We start from the raw sequence: 17868 nt of genomic DNA, 5'->3' as shown, positions 1-17868 counted from the left end.
TCACTTGACGGCTGCCAGCAGCGGCTCGATCTCGTCGATGGCGTACGGGATCGACAGAACGGTGTTGAAGGAGAACGCGGCGCCGATGTCCGGGTCCTGGTACGGCACGAACAGGTCGCGCTTGTCCTGGTTGACCTTCAGCTTCTTGTAGAGCGGCTCGGCCTTGATGCGGTCGTTGGCCTCGGTGCTGGAGGTCACCCAGACGAGTCGGTCGACGTCGAGGACGTCGAGCTTCTCGGCGCTGAGTTCGGCGACGTTCCAGCCCGGCTTGGCCAGGGCGTCGATCTCCGGCTTGAGCCTGAAGCCGAGCTCGGAGAAGAAGATCGCCTTGGGGTCCGTCTTCGTGAACGCCGAGTACTTTCCGGCCTCGAAGCTGTCGGCGACGGCGAGGGTCTTGGAGGCGAACTCGGGGTGCTTGTCGCGGACGGCCTCGAAGCGGGCGTCGATGTCCGTGATCAGCTTGCCGGCCTCGGCGTCCTTGCCGAGCGCCTTGCCGATCTGACGGGTCATCAGCTGCCACGGAGCTCCGTAGTCGGGGTGCTCCTTGGGCTGGGCGACGACCTTGGTGAACTGGGAGAGCGTGTCGTACTGCTCCTTCTTCATCCCCGAGTACTGGGCGATGACGAGGTCGGGCTTGAGGGCCGCGATCTTCTCGATGTTGTACTCGTCGCGCTCGCCGACGATCTGGGGTTGGGTGGAACCCCACTTGTCCTTTGCCCAGGGCCACTTGCCGTACGGCGTCTCCTTGAACCAGTCGACCGCGCCCACGGGCTTCACGCCGAGCGCGAGCACCGCGTCCTGGTCGGAGAGGCCGAGGGTGACGATCGTCTTCGGCTCCTTGTCGATCGTCGTGGAGCCGTACTTGTGCGCGACCGTGACGGGGAACGCGGCGGGCTTGCCGCCCCCGTCGGCCGGTGCCGAGGTGGTGGCGGACGGCGACGCGGACTTCTCGGTCCCGCCGCCGCAGGCGGCGAGGGCGAGTGCCGCCACGGCGAGGACGGCCACACGGGGAGCGGATCTGGCGAACCGCGACAGAGCGGGACGTGCACCAGCGGACACGGACGTTCCTTTCGGGGATCTCACAGCGCGTGCCACGCCCGCCGGGTGCGAGGGTGCCGCCCGGCGGACAGTGGCTTTCATGCGTGGGGGGTGAAGCGGGGGTGGCGCTAGCGCGCCGTGCCGACGCCGTCGGCCATCGGCCGCACCTCTTCGACTGCGCCGGCGGGGCCGGCCTGGCCCCGGTCGAGGACCGAGGCCAAAATCTCGCCGACCCTGATCGCGGTGTTGGAGAGCAGGGACGACGTGATGCCGTGGGTGTGCTCCGTGCCGCCCTGGAGGTAGATGCCGCACCGCAGTTCGCGGTCGGTGGCGAGCCGGTAGTCGCGTTCGACGCGGACCCGGCCGTGCTCGTCGCGGTGGCAGCGGTCGGCGACCGGACCGAGCAGGCCGAGGGGTTCGGCGGGGTCGTATCCGGTGGCGTAGACGACGACGTCGGCGTCGAGCACGGTCTCCTCGCCGGTGACGAGCGAGGTGACGAAGGCACGGACCCTGTCCGGGCCGTCCTCGACGCCGGTGAGCCGGGAGATGTTGAGGAAGCGCAGCCGCTCGGTGCCGAGGACCTTCTCCTGGTACGCCTGGCGGTACAGGTCGTCGATGAGGTCGATGTCCACCACGGAGTAGTTCGTGTTGCCGTGATAGTCCATCAGCTTGCGCTTGACGGCGTCGGGAGCGGTGAAGTACTCGTCGACGGCGTCCGGGTCGAAGATCCGGTTGGCGAAGGCGCTGTCGTCGGCGGGGCTGTAGCCGTAGCGGGAGAAGACGGCGCAGATCTCGGCCTCGGGGAAACGCCGGTGCAGGTAGGCCACGTTCTCGGCGGCGCTCTGTCCGGCGCCGACGACGACGAACCGCTCGGGGGCCGCGCCCTCCAGACCCTCCACCTTGGCGAGGAGGTCGGAGTTGTGCCAGACGCGGTCGCTGCGCTCGACGCCCTCGGGCATGCGCGGTCGAAGTCCCGTACCGAGGACGAGGTTACGGGCGCGGTGGACGACCAGTTCGGAGCCGGAGCGGGCGGTCACGTCGAGGTACTCGACGACGCCGTCCCGCTCGACCGGTTCGACGGAGACGATCTCGTGGCCGTAGGAGACCATGTCGTCGACCTTGGACGCGGCCCACTCGAAGTAGTCGTGGAACTCGACGCGCAGCGGGAAGAGGTTCTTGTGGTTGACGAAGTCGATCAGCCGGTTCTTGCTCTGCAGGTAGCAGAGGAAGCTGTATTCGCTGGTCGGGTTGCGCAGTGTCACCAGGTCCTTGAGGAAGGACACCTGCATGGTCGCGTCGTCGATCAGCATGCCGCGGTGCCAGCCGAATCGGGGCTGGCGCTCGAAGAAGTGGGCGGTGACCGCCTCCTCCCTTCCGACGCGTGCGTTGTGCTCGCTGAGCGCTATCGCCATCGCCACATTGGACGGCCCGAAGCCGATGCCTATGAGGTCGTGGACCAGAGGTGCGTCACCAGGCGGAACCTGCGACATGTCACTCCCATCGTGCGGGAAAGAGGCTGAGGGGGACGGGCGTCGGGCGTGCCGGGCCGGCGGCACGCCGAGCGAACTTAGGTAAAGCTAACCTGATCTGACGATGCTGTCGACGGGTCAAAGCGGACATCGCGAAGTGAGATCTTTTCAATGACCGCATAAATCAAGCCAGTTGCACCCTTAGGTAAGCCTTGCTTTACTTCTGACGGTCAATCGCCTTTCCGAGGAGGAACCCGATGCGGGTCGTCATGTTCGGCTATCAGACCTGGGGCCATCGCACCCTCCGAGCGCTCCTGGACTCCGAACACGACGTGGTGCTCGTCGTGACCCACCCCAAGAGCGAGCACGCCTACGAGAAGATCTGGAGCGATTCCGTCGCCGACCTCGCAGCGGAGCACGGCGTCCCGGTCGTCATCCGCAACAGGCCCGACGACGAGGAGCTGTTCGCGCGGCTCAAGGAGGCCGACCCGGACATCATCGTCGCGAACAACTGGCGCACGTGGATCCCGCCGCACATCTACGCCCTGCCGCGCCACGGGACCCTGAACATCCACGACTCGCTGCTGCCCAAGTACGCCGGGTTCTCCCCGCTGATCTGGGCCCTCGTCAACGGCGAGCAGGAGGTCGGCGTCACGGCACACATGATGGACGAGGTGCTCGACGCCGGCGACATCGTCCAGCAGCGCGCGGTTCCCGTCGGACCGAAGGACACGGCGACCGACCTCTTCCACAAGACCGTCGACCTCATCGCCCCGGTCACGATCGCCGCGCTGGACCAGATCGCGGCCGGCCAGGCGGAGTTCACCCCGCAGGACCGGTCACAGGCCAGCTTCTTCCACAAGCGGGCCGAGGAGGACATCCGCATCGACTGGAACTGGCCGGCCGAGGTCCTGGAGCGGCTGGTCCGCGCCCAGTCCGCGCCCTACCCCAGCGCCTTCACCTTCCACCGGGGCAAGCGCCTCGAAGTCCTCTCCGCCGTGGTCTCCGAGGGCCGTTACGGCGGCACCCCCGGCCGGATCTTCTACCGCGAGGGCGAAGGGGTCGTCATCGTCGCCGGGGCCGACGCGCGCACGGGCCGCAACCACGGCCTGGCCGTCACCCGCGTCCGGACGGAGGACGGCCGCGAACTGCCCGCGACCGAGTACTTCACCTCCATGGGCGGCTACCTGACCGACCGCCCCTGACGACCGGGGTGAGTGAGGAGCAGCCGATGGACCGGCCGGTCGTCTCCGGTGCCGCGCACGACCTCTCGGGGGCGGCGTTCGCCGTCGTCGGCATCTCCAGCGTGCCGACGGACCGGACGAAGGTCTTCCGGCCCCTCGCCGACACCGAGCCGACGCCCGACCCGCACCCGGGGACGGTCCCGACCGCCCCCGCCCTCCCACCGCCCGCACGGACCACGACGTCACCCAGCGTCCTGGAACTGAACGCGTACCTGATGTACGCGGTCGGGCGGGCCGCGCGCCGGAGGCTGGCGGAGCGCCTGGAAGCGCGGGGGTTACGCCTGTGGCACCTCACCGTGATGACGCTGCTCGCCGATATCGGTCCGCAGATGAAGACGGTCCTCGCCACCCGGCTCGCCATGAACGCCAGCGACCTGGGGAAGGTCGTCAACGATCTGGCCCGGGACGGACAGGTGGACTGCGTCCGGGACCCCCAGGACCGGCGCCGGGTGGTCGTACGCCTCACCCCGGAGGGCCAGGAGTCCCTCCGGAGCCTCAGCGCGGACATCGCGTCCACGGACGACGAGATCCTGGCGCCCCTCGACACCGGGGAGCGCGAGCAACTGGCCAGTCTGCTGCGACGCGTCCACGCCCATCTGGAACCGGCGCCGGCCGGCCCGGCCCGCGAGCACCAGGGATCGTCGGCCTGATCGGGGCGGGCGGCCCGCGGTCGCCCGCCCCGCGATCCCACCGGGACCCCCTGGCACCCACCCTCGAACCGGAATAGGTTAGGCTCACCTAACAAGAGCCGCGATGGCCGCTGCCCCGCAGAGGGGTCGGCCCTCCGGGGCTCCGCACATCCCTGCCCGGAGACAAGGATCCACCATGCCTTCTGTGTTCACCCCCCTTCACCGTCGCGTCCTCGCGGCGGGCGCCGCCGCGGTCTCGCTCGGCCTCATGGTGACCGGGTGCGGCTCGGACGAGAAGAAAGACGCGGCGGCAGGGTCGGCGGACAAGGCCGCGGCGGGCGCCTTCCCCGTCACCATCAAGAGCGCCCTCGGCGAGGCCGTCATCAAGGACAGGCCGAAGCGCGTGGTGACCCTCGGGCAGGGCTCCGCGGAGACCGCCATCGCCCTCGGCAACGTCCCGGTCGGCATCGAGAGCTACCCCTGGGGCAGCGACAAGACCGGTTACCTGCCCTGGATCCACGACGCGGTGAAGAAGTCCGGCGCCACGCTGCCCAAGCAGTTCAACGGTGGCGAGGAGCTCGACATCGAGGCCATCACCGAGCTGGAGCCCGACGTCATCCTGGCCCCGTGGTCCGGCATCACGCAGAAGCAGTACGACATCCTGAAGGACATCGCGCCGACCGTCGCCTACCCCGACAAGGCGTGGAGCACGAACTGGGACCAGCAGATCGAGATCGTCGCCAAGGCGCTCGGTCAGCCCGAGAAGGCCGCGGAGCTGACGTCGAAGATCGACAAGCAGCTGGCCGACGCCGCCGCCACCCGCCCGAACTACAAGAACGTCACGTTCTCGTACATCTACAACACCGGCCCCGGCACCCTCGGCATCTTCAAGCCCGAGGAGCAGCGCGTGTCCATGGTGTCCAAGCTGGGCCTCAAGGTCGACCCGGTCGTGAACACCTTCAAGGAGACCGACGGCACCGACTCCGCCCTCATCGGCCTGGAGAACGCCAACAAGCTGTCCAAGAGCGACATCGCCTTCACCTTCTACATGGACGACAAGTCCCGCAAGGAGGTCGAGGCCCAGCCGCTGTACGCGGCGATCCCCGCCGTGAAGAAGGGCGCCCTCGTCTACAGCCACGACACGCCGTTCGTCACCGCCTCGTCGATGATCAACCCGCTGACGGTGCCGTACAGCATCGAGCGCTACCTCCCGATGATCGACAAGGCCGTCGCCAAGGCCGGGAAGTAACGACCGATCCACGTGACCACTCTCTCCCGGATCGGCCAGGGCCCCGCCGTCGTACGGCGGGGCCTTGCCCGGCATGTCATGGCCGTCACCCTGTGCCTGGTCCTGCTCGCCCTGGCGCTCCTCGCCAGCGTGATGTTCGGCAGCAGGCCGACGTCCGCGGGTGACGTCCTGCGGGTGATCACCGGTGACATCGACGGCTACACCCGTACCGTCGTCGAGAGCCGCTACCCGCGCACCGCTCTCGGCGTTCTCGCGGGGCTCTGCCTCGGTGTCGCCGGCACCCTCATGCAGGGCATCACCCGCAATCCGCTCGCCGAGCCGGGACTTCTCGGCATCAACGCGGGCGCGTCCGCGAGCATCGTCGCCGCGACCGCGTTCCTCGGCGCCGCCGGACAGCGGGAGACCATCTGGTGGGCGCTCCTCGGCGCCCTCGTGACCGGTGTCGTCGTCCATGTCGTCGGCACGGCGGGCGGTGGCGGCGGACCCGTCCGCCTGGTCCTCGCCGGCGCGGTGCTCTCCGCCGTCCTCGCCGCCTTCATCCAGGCCGTCGCCCTGTCCAACCCGCGGGTCTTCGACACCTACCGCTACTGGGTGGTGGGCGCCCTCGGCGGGCGCGGCTTCGACGCCTTCTGGGCGGTCCTGCCGTTCGCTGCGGCGGGCCTGCTCCTCGCCCTGCTGCTCGCGCCGGGACTCAACGCCATGGCGATGGGCGACGACAAGGCCGCCTCCCTCGGCATCAGTCCGGCCCGCGTCAAGGGGGCCGGACTCCTCGCCGCGACCCTGCTCGCCGCCGCCGCGACCGCCGCCGTCGGACCCATCGCCTTCGTCGGCCTGGCCGTCCCGCACGTGGTGCGGGTCCTCGTCGGCGCCGACTTCCGGGCCCAGATCCTGCTCACCTGCCTCGCGGGACCCACGCTGCTGCTCTTCGCCGACGTCATCGGCCGGATCCTGCTGCGCCCGCAGGAGCTGATGGTCGGAGTGGTCACCGCCTTCGTCGGTGCCCCCGCCCTGCTCTTCGCCGTCCGACGTATGAGGGGAGCGGTATGACGACCGCCGACCGGACCGCCGTCCAGGACCACCCCGGGACGGCGAAGCGGGGGCTCCGACCCCCCGGCCGCGGTGTGCTGCGGATCGGCCCCTGGGTCGCCGTCCCCGTGCGCCGCTCCTCCGTGATCGCGGCCGTGGTGACGCTGCTGCTGCTCTGCGGAGCGGCCGTCGCCACCCTGTCGATGGGCAGGCTCGGCATCGACCTGCCCGACCTGCCGTCGGCTCTCGCCGGCGAGGCCACCGGCAAGAACGCCTTCGTCCTCAACAGGCTGCGTGGTCCCCGGCTCACGGTGGCCATCGCCACCGGCGCGGCCTTCGGCCTGTCCGGGGCCCTGTTCCAGTCCGTCACCCGCAATCCGCTGGGCAGTCCCGACATCATCGGGCTCGGCGCCGGCGCCGGGGCGGGAGCCGCGGCCGCGGCCCTGTTCCTGCCCGACGTCATGCCGGTGGCCCTCGGGGCTCTGCTCGGGGCGGTCGTGGCGATGGCGGTCGTGTTCGTCGCCACCGGCACCGGTTTCCGCAGCCCGGGACGGCTCGTGGTGGCCGGAATCGGCGTGGCCGCGATGGCGACGGCGCTGACCCAGTACGTGGTGTACGCCGTGGAGCGCGACAAGGCCAGCGCGCTCACCGCCTACATCAACGGCAGCCTCTCCGCCCGCTCCTGGGACGACGCGACGACCATCTGGACGGTGCTGCTCGTCAGCCTGCCGTTCGCGGCGCTCCTGGCGCGGCCCCTGAGCGTCGGCGAGATGGGCGACGACCTCTCCACCGGCCTGGGCGCCCGCCCCGGCCGGACCGCGACCCTGGCGGTCGTGCTGTCGATCGTCCTCTCGGCGGGGGCGGTCAGCGTGGCCGGACCCATCGCGTTCGTCTCCCTGACCGCGCCGCAGATCGCCAAGCGCGTCACCCGCAGCGGCGGCCCGCACCTGGTCATGTCCACCCTGCTCGGAGCCCTGCTCCTCGTACTCGCCGACCTCACGTCGCAGCAGCTGCCGCTCTTCGACGACCTGCCGGTCGGTCTGTACACCATGGCCGTCGGGGGGGCGTACCTCGGGTATCTGCTGCTCCGCGAGTGGAAGCGCACCGTCTGACCGGGCAACCGGGGCCCGTCGGAAGCCCGTTGGAGGATCGAGGACCGCCCGGCTCCGTATACTGAACGCGCACGTTCCATCACGTTCCGCGTACGGAGGGTCCCCTGGTGGGTGGTCGTCCCCAGCTCGCCGACGACGTCCGGCAGTCCGGCGCTCCCACGGGTGCCGGTGTGCGGCCCCCCTGGCACGAACGGGCCAGGAGCGCCGTCCTCCAGAGCCGCTTCGACGCGGAGATCGTGGCCGAGGCCGAGAGCCTGGCACGGGCGGGCCGGCTCACGCGACCGGATCTGCGGATGCTCCTCCTCGTCACGGACGACCACCCGGCGTGGCTGCCGGCCCGTCGCCTCGCCGTCGAAGGCCTCGACGGCACGCCGGAGGTCCCGCAGCAGGTGCTCACGGCGCACGCGCAGATCGAGTCCTGGCCACCCCTGACGTACGACGAGGCGGCGGAGCACCTGGAGAACGGGCGTGTGCTGCACACGGCGGCGGTACGGATCGGGCCGGCCGACGCCCAGGTGACCGGCCCCCCGCGGAGCGCCCCGACGACGGCGGCGGCCCGCCGGGCCGCCGCCCACGCGCTGCTGCGCCGGCTCGCCGGGGTCGAGGGGCCGACGGAGAAGACCGGGGGCGGCCGGCTCCGCGCGCCGGGCATGCGCGCGGAGGTCTTCGAGTCGCTGCTGCACGCTCGGATCGCCACGGGGGAACCCGGCGAGGAGCTGGCGGCCGAGGTCGTCCGCCGCGCGGCTTCGGCCCGACTGCGGCACCGGGACGTGCAGCTCCTGCTGTTCGGCGCGCGAGGACCCGCCTGGCGGGAACCGCGCCTGTGCGCCCTGCGGGTCGCCGCCCGCATGCAGTCCGCGGCGGCCACGCTCCTGCGCCGGCACGCGGAGGAACGGGGGGCGGAGGCCCGGCACACTGTCGTCCCGTCCGACGGAGGCTTCTCCTGCCGCTGGAGCTGGGACGACGGCGAGGGCACCCGCCTGCCCGGCGACGGCCCTGCGGTCGACGGCACACGCCCGCCGGCCCTCGGCCCTGCGGTCGAGGGTGCCGAGCGCACGGCACGTGACCGTCGCCAGGCCGTGCACCTCGGGGCGGTCGCCCTCCTGGCCGCGTTGACGGGTCTGCCCGAGCCCGAGGAGGAGCGGGGCCCGGACGACGGCGGGGAGCGTCCGACGGCGCGGATCCAGCCCGTGCCGACGGGTCAGGACCCGGTGAAGTACCTGAACAAATACACCCAGTTGGAGCTGATCTCCAAGCCGGAGTCCACGTTCGCGGCCGCCCCCAGGACCGTCGCGTGCACCTACTCCTGCACGTTGGTGCGGACGGGCGAGAAGGTACGGGTCACCGCCCGTGCGAAGTCGAAGGCGGACGCCCGCCGCGCGGCGGCGTCGGCGCTGATGGCCGAGCTGGTCGCCGTCGACACCGCGCGCACTCCCCCGGCGGCCCCGTCGCACGTGCCGGGTGCCGTGCCCCTGCCGCGGCCCATGGCGGTGCCTCCGCCCCGGTCCCCGGACCCCGCGCCCGATCCGGCTTCCGTCCCCCCGCCGCGATCCGCCCCGTCCGGGCAACCCGCTGCCGCCGCACCGGTGGTCGGCGACGGCGGTGCAGGCGGTGAAGGCGACCGCCGCCCCTCCCCCGTCTCGCGGGTCCCGGTCGCCGATGTCGTCCGGGAGGCCCTCGCCGCCGGATGCGCCGTCACGTTCCTCCCCGACGCGGGCGACGGCGACGCGGCCGGGCTGCTGCTCCACCGGGCCGACGGGGCGCCGATGCCGGGCGCCGACCTACCGGAGCCGCTCTCCGTGACGCGCCGCCCGCTGCTCCTCGCCCCGGAGTCCGCGCCCGTGCCGGTCGTGGGGTGGCGGGTCCCGCTGGACCGGGCCGTTCCCGTACTGCTGCGGCGCGACCGGGCCACCGGGTGGCATCCGACGGCGAAGGGGTGGGAAGAGGCGGCCCGGCTCGGGCTGCGGGCCGTCGCCGCGGGGCACGTCCGCCCGGCGCTCTCCGTGGCCGGGGTGGACCGGTGGCGGACGGGGCCGCTTCCGGTCGCCACCGTCCGGGCCCTGGAGGAACTGTCCCTGCGTGCGGCTCCTCACCCCGTCGTGGCGACGGCGCCGGGTGCCCGGGACACCGTACCGGCGTTCCTCGACGCCCTCGCCGACACCCTGCTCCGGCCCCCGGCCGCGGTCCTCTTCGGTACCGGCCCGTTCCTCGCCCCGGCCGGCCGCCCGCTCCCCGAGGACGTGACCGAGCGGGTGCGGCCGTGGCTGGACATGGTCGAGGACCGGCTCGACCCGGGTCCGCCACCCGGACTCGTCGTGGAGTTCGCCGCACCGTCCGAGGCGGACGCCGTCGCCGGTCGCCTGACCGGCCGTCTCCTCGTGGCCGTCGACCCGTCCCGACCGGACCACGAGGTGCCCGCGACTTCCCTCGGACCTGGCCGGAGCGCCGCGGCGGGTGCGGAGCCGTACCACCTGCGTGAGCGGGTACGGCGGCGCCTGGAGCGCTCCGTCCGCCGCTGCGCGGTCCTGTCCGGCCTGTTCACCACGCCCGAACGCCTGGTGGCGGACGCGGCGGGGATCGGGCGGCTCCTGGAGGCCGAGACGGACCTGGCCGCCGAGGGTCTGGTGCTGCGCTGGCCGCCCGGACTCCGCGACCTGCTGTCCGCCCACACGGTCGTCGGCGCGGAGAGCGGCACCGGGACGGCGGGCGCCGCCCCGACCGGCACCCGCGAAGCCGTCGGCGGAGCCCCCCGGTTCAGTCTTCAGGCGCTGCTCGACTTCCGTTGGCGACTGGCGATCGGGGGGGACGTGCTGACCGAGGCCGAGATGGACGAGCTCGCCGAGGCGGCCCGACCCCTGGTCCGGGTGCGGGGCCGATGGGTGCTGCTCGATCCCCTCACGGTCGCGCGCGTCCGCCGTCGGGAGATCGGCCGCCTCGTGGGAATCGACGCGCTCACCGCCGCCCTCACCGGAACCGTGGACGTCGACGGCCGCACGGTGCCGTGCCGGGCGGGCGGGGACCTCGCCGGTGTCGTCGACGTGCTGCGCCGGGGAGAGCACGCGCCCCCGGTCCCCCCGCCCGCCGGCCTCGAAGCCGTACTCCGTGGCTACCAGGAACGGGCGCTGTCCTGGCTCTCTCACACCGGAGGGACCGGATTCGGCGCGGTCCTCGCCGACGACATGGGCCTCGGCAAGACCCTCACCGCCATCGCGTACACCCTCCACCGGTACGAGAGCGGGCATCGCGGCCCGGTCCTCGTGGTGTGTCCGTCGTCGCTGGTCACCAACTGGGAGCGGGAGTACCGCAGGTTCGCGCCGCGACTCGACGTCACCGTCTACCACGGCAGTCGGCGCAGCCTCGAAGCCGCGGGGGACCGGACCGTCGTCCTCACCACGTACGGTGTCCTGCGCCGTGACACCGAACTGGCCTCCCGCGACTGGGACCTGGTGATCGCGGACGAGGCCCAGCACGCCAAGAACCACACCTCCTCCACCGCCCGGCGTCTGCACGCGCTGACCTCGACCACGCGTCTCGCGCTGACGGGGACCCCGGTGGAGAACAACCTCTCCGAACTGTGGACCCTGCTCGACTGGGTCAACCCGGGCCTCTTCGGCACTCTCAGAGCCTTCCGGTCCCGGTACGCGGCCGCCGCCGAGCGCGACCCGGACGGACCGGCGGCGCGCGGGCTCGCCCGGCTGATCGCGCCGTTCCTGCTGCGCCGCAGGAAGACCGACCCCGGGGTCGCCCCCGAACTCCCCGCGAAGGTCGAGACCCGGCGGATCGTCGAACTCACCGCCGAGCAGGTCGCCCTGTACGAGGCCGTCGTCCGCGAGACGATGGAACAGCTCGCCCATTCCCCGTCCCTCGCGCGGTCCGGTCTGGTGTTCAGGCTGATCACCGCGCTGAAGCAGATCACCAACCACCCGGCCCACTACCGGGGCGAGGACCACCCCGGCCGGTCCCGCGCGGCGGAGTTCACGGCCCGGTCGGCCAAGCTGGAGGCGCTCGACGACCTCGTGGGGACGATCACCGGGCGCGGCGAGGCCGCGCTCGTCTTCACGAGTTACGTCACCATGGGACGGCTGCTCACCGAACACCTCACCCACCTGGGTCATCGCCCCCTGTTCCTCCACGGTGGCCTGGACACCCGGCAGCGGCAGGAGCTCGTCGACGGCTTCCAGGCGGGCCGCTCACCGCTGTTCGTGCTCTCGGTCAAGGCGGGTGGCACCGGCCTCACCCTGACCAGGGCGAGCCATGTCGTCCATTTCGACCGCAGCTGGAACGCGGCGGTCGAGGACCAGGCCTCCGATCGTGCGCACCGGATCGGGCAGCGGCGGTCCGTCACCGTGCACCGGCTCGTCACCCGCGGCACGATCGAGGACCGCATCGATCAACTGCTCACGCACAAGCGGGCGTTGCAGGACACGGTCCTCGGCGTCGGGGACACCGGCCTCGCCCGGCTCAGCGACCGTGAACTCGCCGACCTCGTCAGCCTGGGAGGCCCGGAATGACCCCTTCGACGGCGGGGCCGGTCCCCCACGGTGACACCCCCGGCATCGGTTCCGTACTGGACGGCCTCACCGATCCGCCCCCGCCACCGCTGCCCGACCTGGACGCCCTGCGGGCGCTCGTGGCCGACGCCGCCCACCGCGCGGCCGCGCTGCTGGAGACCCCGGGAGGCGTCGATGTCCTCGCGGGGGCGTTCGAGGACGTCGACGACGTCACCGCCGATCTCGCCCGGTTCGTCGCCCGCAGCGGAGACACCCATCTGGAGCCCGCCGCCGAGCGACTCGGCGTGTCACCGGGGCGGATGAAGCTCCTGGCCCTGGCGCACCGGTACGGAGGGCGGCCCGCCGTCGCCACGTTCCTCATGCCCCAGCCGGCGGAGCCCGACGTCCTCGGCGCGGCGGAGCACGCCGTCCAACCGCTCCGCCCCTCCCCCACAGCCCCGGTGGAACGTCATAACAACCACCTCACCGACGCGCCCGCCCGGGTCCAGCTGCGGTACGGTCCCGACGGCCTCTGGCACCCGTACGTCGAGCGCTACGGCATCTGGCAGCCGGCCGCGGCTCCGCACCCCGACCCCGCCGTGGCGTACCGCGCGGCCCGTACGGCGCTGCGGGCGCCGACCCGGAGGTAGCGGGCGCCACCGGGCCCCCGCCCCTCGGGGACCGGTGTCACCGGTCGCGCTCCCATGCCTCGGCGAACATCTCGTGGAGGGGCGCCGGCGGCAGCACCCGTTCGAACGGCGCCTCGATGTGCTGGGCCCACAACGGGCGCACCAGGTGGCTCGCCAGCTTCACGGTCTCCAGCGGCAGGTGCGGGGCCTTCAGCTCGGTCCACGCGCCGGGCAGGAACAGGGTCCGGCCGGCCCGTGCGCGCTTGGCCTCGATCACCGCGCCGGTGGTGAGGAGTTCCGCCCGGACCTCCGCGTGCCGCTTGGTCGTCCAGCCGTTCCACCGGCGCACGTTCCGCTCGGTGGGCGCCGCGAGCGTCGCCAACTGGAGGTACAGCGCGGCCGCGTCCGTGCCCACGCCCAGCTCCCGCGCGGCACGGGCGACCAGTTCCGGGCAGGAGTGGCGCGGATCCGCCTCGTACGCGCCGTCCGGTACGGCTCCCGAGGCGGCCCGGTGCCTCATCCGGTCGACGCCGCCGCCGGGAAGGAGCGCCGCGATCCTGTCGAGCTCCTCGGCGAGGCCGGTGATCCCGCGGACCCGCCGCCACGCCTCGGGGTCGGCGACCTCGGCGGGCCGTAGGAACGCGGCGCCGCCGGGGGCGCACACCACCAGCGGTCCGGAGTCGTACGCGGTGACGGACAGCGGCTCGTCCTCGTCCTTGCGGCGGTCCATCGCCACGGGAAGCGTCGCGGGCCCGAACCGCTCCGCGATCGGCGCGGTGGTGTCCTGGATGTGCCCGCCCAGCTCCAGGATCAGTTCCGGACGCGCCAGTTCGGCCCGCAGCCGGTCGTGCAGGTCGTTCGCCCCGGCCATCGCGGGATCGCCGACGGGCCGGTCGGTCCACGCCCACACCAGCGCGCTCGCGATCCGCCCCAGCGGGAGGCCCACGGGGGCGCGACGACGCACGTCGGTACCGGCCGGCGGCACGGCCCTGACATCCACCGCCGTGCCGTACGTCCGCGCCGCGAGCTCCCAGCCGGCGGCCGGCACCCTGGTGTCCTCGGCGGCCCCGTAGCCGCCCGCGAGTCGCCGGGCCCAGACCTCGGAGAGTCCCAGGCCGGCCTCCAGCGCGTCGGCCGCCTCGTCGTCCACGGCGGCCCGCACACCGATCAGCTCCCGCCACACCCCGGCCATCCGCTCCACAGCGGCCTCGACCCCGCCGGGCCGCCACAGCCCCGCCGGGTCGTCGGGCAGGGCCGCGGCCAGGACGGCCCTGCGCCCCGCGGCCCCGAGGCGCGCGCGCACCTCCTCGTAGGACTCGGCCGTCGACGCGGTCGCCTTGTACGGCGCCTTGCGGGCGAGGGCACGGTCCTCCTCCCTGCCGGGCCTGCCGACCAGACCGGCGACCACGAGCCGGGCCACCGCCCGGCGTACTCCTGTCAGTTCGGCGAAGCGCACGGCCGCCGACTCCGGGAGGGGAACGGGTCCATGGGCGTCGATCGCCGCGAGCAGGGCGCGCAGCCGGGCGGCGTCGTCCCGCTCCACGCGCACGAGCCGGGCCTCGGGGGCCGCAGCCGGGACGGGGTCGGCCTCCGTCTCCTTCGCGGCGGGCGCGACGAACCAGCGGGCCGCCCCGCCGCCCCGCACCCCTGCGGAGACCACGGCCGTCCCGCCCTCCCGCAGGGCGTCCAGGGCTTCGGCGTCGGACGTGCCGCCCACCCACCAGCGGCTGCCCTCGCGGGCGAACGGCTGGTCGGCCCAGGTGTCCAGGAGCGCGATCAGGGCGGCCCGCTCCGCGTCCGGGGTCGGTGCCACCGCCGCCCGCCAGGCGACGGCGTCGATCGCGCCGAGCAATTGCGACCAGTCGTGCGGCGGCGCGGGCGGGGAGAGGCGGCGCACCTCCTCCGCGATCGTCCCGGTGAGACAGGCGCCGTCGGCGACCAGGGCGGTCAGCGTCGCCGGCAGGACCACGTCCCGGGTCCGCCGCCAGGTGTCACGCCCGCCCTCGGCGACCAGCCCGAACAGGGCGGGCATCAGCTCCCTGTCCGGGGCGGTCCGGCGCGGCGGGGCGGGCGGCGCCTCGGCGAGCAGGGTGACCCGCCGGTGCAGGGCGCGCCGCCGCTCCTCCACCCGGGCCGCTCGGCAGGCCACCGCCACGACGGCCTCGCGGAGGACCGGGTCGGTGATCCCGGGCAGCTCCCGCGCGACGGCCGTGCGCAGCGCCTCCTGGTCGTCGCCGAGGGCGGCGGCCAGGAGCGCCTCGGCGGTCGGAAGTGCCACGGTCCGCAGCGCCCGGGAGCCGGCCTGGTCACGGGTCCGCAGCAGGTACCAGAAGGCCGGGGGCAGGGCCACGCCGTGGGACACGGTCACCCGCCGGTTCGGCCGGCCCGGGCGGTGCCGGGGCGACCGGTGCCCGTCCTGCTCCCACAGCAGGCTCCCGTCGGCGGTGTACGCGCGGACGCCCGTGTGTGTCTCCGCCTCGGCGAGGACCACGTCTTCCACGGCGCCCTCCGGCGGCGCCCACAGCCCCCACGGCTCCTGGCCCTGCCGGTCGATGTCGAAGCGGGCCGTACGCCCGTCGATGCTCTCGACCAGGAAGTGGTCGGGCGCGTTGTCCCGGTACCGGGTGCGGTACAGGATCCGGGTCCCGACCAGGCCGTTGCGGCTGCCCAGCGGGGAGTCGTCGAGGCTCTCGGGCAGCGGCGCCAGTTGCAGGGCCTCGCGGGCGAGGGACATGCCGGCCTCCGACGGTTCCGCCGCCGGGTCGGGATGGGGGGTGCGGCCGGGGAAGTCCGGCAGCGGCGTGGCTCCGCGGCGCTCGCCGGTGACCGGGTCCACGAGCTCCCACGGCCTCCGTCCGTAGACGGCGTTGGTCCAGATCCGGGAGCCGTCACCGAGCTGCAGCTCGTCCCGGTCGATCCCCTCCGTGTCGCCGGGGCGGGTCACCCGGCGGCCTCCGTGCCGGCCGCCGCCGTCGGCGGTCTCGAACTGGAAGCCGTAGGCCCCGTCCAGACTGCCGCCGAAGGGCACGAGGCCGCCCAGCTCGGTCGGGGTGAACGGCTCCTCCGGGCGGTCGGCCCAGGCGGCCCGGTCGCAGTGGTACGGGCTCTGCTGGGTGCTCCAGCTGACCAGGAAGGAGCCGCCCACGTAGTGGACGGCGAACATGGTCGCGTCCTCGGGCACCGTGAACCGGCAGGAACCGCGCACTCCGTCGGGGTCGACGGCGACGGCCCGCTCGCGCCCGAACACCGTCAGCACCGGCCAGGTACAGGTCACGCCCTCCACACCGGGCAGTCCGGCCGCACCGGGCTCCGCGTCCGCCGCGAACTCTCCGTACACCGCCTCCAGGGCCGGCCAGGCCAGTTCCTCCGGCAGTCCGGCCGTGAGCGAGCGGCGCAGCGCGCCCGCGGCGGAGGCGTCCGCGAGGGCGTCGACGACTCCGCCGAGCGCCGTCACCGTCGGCCGGTCGAGGAGGGTCTCCAGCTCGGCCACGGCCTCCTCGGCTCCCGCCATGCCGCCACCCCCGACGGTGTCGACGAGTTTGCCGACCCGGTTGGCCACCTCGTGTGCGATGCCCTCGTTGCCCGGGAGCAGCGTCACCGCGCTGCCGGGCTTGCGCCCGTGCGCCCTGAACCCGTCGGGCATCAGACGGGCGTGCACCGTTCCTTCGAGGCGAGCGCCGAACACCGGGTCGGCCGCGAGTGCGGCGAGGTCCCGCCGGGACCGCTCGCCCCAGAAACGCATCCGCGTCTCCGGACCGCGGTCCACGACCGTGACCCCGGCAGCGAGACAGGCGTCGAGGACGTCCGCGTCGAACCCCTGGTAGTGGTGCCGGGTGGTGTGCACGGTCACGGGCTGACCCGCCGCCCGCAGGCGCGGTCCGAGCCGGCCCACCAGGTCGAGGAACTCCGGCGGGAGCGGCTGCCGGCCGACTCCTCCGCCGGACTGCTTCGCGTACTGGTACATGTGGACGAAGTGCCCGACCCAGTGGTGCAGTCCGCCCTCCGGTACCACCCGTCCGGTCTCCATCGCCTTCGTCGCCCCGCAGCCGATCAGCACGCGCAGCCACGCCCCGCCGTCCGTGACGCCCTCGGGGAAGACCTCGACGAGCCCGGCCGTGACCTCGTCCGTCGGCGGATGGGCCGTCAGGACCGGCTCTGCGGCCGTGAGGAGCGCGTCCGGCACGGACTTCTTCCGGGTCGCCGAGACGATCGCGCCGACGACCCGCGCGACCTCGTCCTCGCCGTGCCCCGCGGCCTTGGCGGAGGCCCGCACCCGGCGCACGAGGTCCGCCGGCAGGTCCGCCTTCGAGCCCGCCCACGCGGTCAGGAACGCCCCCAGGGCCGCGTGCGCCTCCGCGGGCTCCAGGGTCTCGGCGAGGAACTTCTGGTGGGCACCGAACTCCTTGGCCGGCATGGCCCCGCCCCTGGCGAACAACAGCCCGTTGGCCCGGCGGTAGGCGGGGTCGACCGGGAGCCCGTGCTCGGCCTCCGCCGTCCGCGCCGCCACGTACGCCCGGCCGCCCGGCCTGCTCCCGTAACCGATCAGCCGGTGGCCCACGGTGTCCCAGAACCACGGCAGGTGCGCCGAGGGCAGCCGCCGTGCCCGCCGTGCCATGGCGTCGACGAACGCGCCGGGCTTGGACCAGGAACGGTTGAGCTCGGCCGTCATGTCCTGGACCAGGTCGCGCGCCGTCGCGGCCGCGTCCGGGTCGTGGGCGGCGACCCAGTCGGCGTACGTCGTCGAGGTGTGCGTACCGCCGACGGGCAACAGGGATTCGAGCGAGACGATCATGCTCCGGATCGTCGCACGCGCCAGTGACACCGTGTCCCGGGAGGTCGCGCTCGACTCCTCCGCCCCGGACTGTTGGGAGCGCTCTCAGAAGGGTGGGCGCTGCGGATATCCTGATCCACACGGACCGTCACGGTACCGCCCGGACCCGACAGCCCCACAGCCCCACTCGACGGCCCGACGACCACAGACC

Annotated in this window: 10 protein-coding genes; 7 read left to right on the top strand and 3 right to left on the bottom strand. The window is 73.3% G+C overall.

Annotated features, from left to right (window positions below; translation table 11 throughout):
- Window positions 1-1059, bottom strand: coding sequence for an iron-siderophore ABC transporter substrate-binding protein (locus ACFWV2_RS20775; RefSeq protein ID WP_384406449.1), 1059 nt, complete (start codon window positions 1057-1059; stop codon window positions 1-3).
- A 107-nt stretch (window positions 1060-1166) separates the two neighbouring features.
- The gene (locus tag ACFWV2_RS20770) at window positions 1167-2528 is read right to left on the bottom strand and encodes a lysine N(6)-hydroxylase/L-ornithine N(5)-oxygenase family protein (protein WP_384406448.1); all 1362 of its coding nucleotides are present in this window, start codon (window positions 2526-2528) and stop codon (window positions 1167-1169) included.
- Window positions 2529-2764: 236 nt separating this feature from the next.
- On the opposite strand from ACFWV2_RS20770, the gene ACFWV2_RS20765 reads away from it, so the two are divergent.
- From ACFWV2_RS20765 to ACFWV2_RS20735, 7 genes are all read left to right on the top strand, one after another.
- Window positions 2765-3712, top strand: a complete 948-nt coding sequence (locus ACFWV2_RS20765; protein WP_384406447.1) for a methionyl-tRNA formyltransferase — start codon at window positions 2765-2767, stop codon at window positions 3710-3712.
- A 26-nt stretch (window positions 3713-3738) separates the two neighbouring features.
- The gene (locus ACFWV2_RS20760) at window positions 3739-4401 is read left to right on the top strand and encodes a MarR family transcriptional regulator (protein WP_384406446.1); all 663 of its coding nucleotides are present in this window, start codon (window positions 3739-3741) and stop codon (window positions 4399-4401) included.
- A gap of 175 nt (window positions 4402-4576) precedes the next feature.
- Entirely contained in the window at window positions 4577-5629 is a 1053-nt protein-coding gene (locus ACFWV2_RS20755) for an iron-siderophore ABC transporter substrate-binding protein (RefSeq protein WP_384406445.1), read from the top strand.
- A 12-nt stretch (window positions 5630-5641) separates the two neighbouring features.
- Entirely contained in the window at window positions 5642-6676 is a 1035-nt protein-coding gene (locus ACFWV2_RS20750; protein WP_384406444.1) for a FecCD family ABC transporter permease, read from the top strand.
- Window positions 6673-7767, top strand: a complete 1095-nt coding sequence (locus ACFWV2_RS20745) for a FecCD family ABC transporter permease (protein WP_384406443.1) — start codon at window positions 6673-6675, stop codon at window positions 7765-7767. Before ACFWV2_RS20750 ends, ACFWV2_RS20745 begins: the two co-directional genes overlap by 4 nt.
- Before the next feature lie 107 nt (window positions 7768-7874).
- Window positions 7875-12278 carry an SNF2-related protein gene (locus ACFWV2_RS20740; RefSeq protein WP_384406442.1) on the top strand — a complete coding sequence of 1468 codons (4404 nt, stop codon included), beginning with the start codon at window positions 7875-7877 and terminating at the stop codon, window positions 12276-12278.
- Window positions 12275-12907 (top strand): hypothetical protein, encoded by a 633-nt coding sequence (locus ACFWV2_RS20735; RefSeq protein WP_384406441.1) that lies wholly within the window; start codon window positions 12275-12277, stop codon window positions 12905-12907. The genes ACFWV2_RS20740 and ACFWV2_RS20735 overlap by 4 nt, the downstream gene beginning before the upstream one ends.
- A gap of 37 nt (window positions 12908-12944) precedes the next feature.
- Here ACFWV2_RS20735 and ACFWV2_RS20730 read toward each other — a convergent pair whose 3' ends face one another.
- Window positions 12945-17678 carry a hypothetical protein gene (locus ACFWV2_RS20730; RefSeq protein WP_384406440.1) on the bottom strand — a complete coding sequence of 1578 codons (4734 nt, stop codon included), beginning with the start codon at window positions 17676-17678 and terminating at the stop codon, window positions 12945-12947.
- Window positions 17679-17868: the final 190 nt, after the last annotated feature.

It is taken from the genome of Streptomyces sp. NPDC058671, assembly GCF_042716475.1.
Taxonomy (GTDB): domain Bacteria; phylum Actinomycetota; class Actinomycetes; order Streptomycetales; family Streptomycetaceae; genus Streptomyces.
This window is presented reverse-complemented; position numbering and strand designations above follow the sequence as displayed.

Coding starts and splice junctions, on each gene's coding strand:
- ACFWV2_RS20770 (WP_384406448.1), bottom strand. CDS start 2,528: ATGTCGCAGGTTCCGCCTGGTGACGCACCTCTGGTCCACGACCTCATA.
- ACFWV2_RS20765 (WP_384406447.1), top strand. CDS start 2,765: ATGCGGGTCGTCATGTTCGGCTATCAGACCTGGGGCCATCGCACCCTC.
- ACFWV2_RS20755 (WP_384406445.1), top strand. CDS start 4,577: ATGCCTTCTGTGTTCACCCCCCTTCACCGTCGCGTCCTCGCGGCGGGC.
- ACFWV2_RS20760 (WP_384406446.1), top strand. CDS start 3,739: ATGGACCGGCCGGTCGTCTCCGGTGCCGCGCACGACCTCTCGGGGGCG.
- ACFWV2_RS20730 (WP_384406440.1), bottom strand. CDS start 17,678: ATGATCGTCTCGCTCGAATCCCTGTTGCCCGTCGGCGGTACGCACACC.
- ACFWV2_RS20745 (WP_384406443.1), top strand. CDS start 6,673: ATGACGACCGCCGACCGGACCGCCGTCCAGGACCACCCCGGGACGGCG.
- ACFWV2_RS20735 (WP_384406441.1), top strand. CDS start 12,275: ATGACCCCTTCGACGGCGGGGCCGGTCCCCCACGGTGACACCCCCGGC.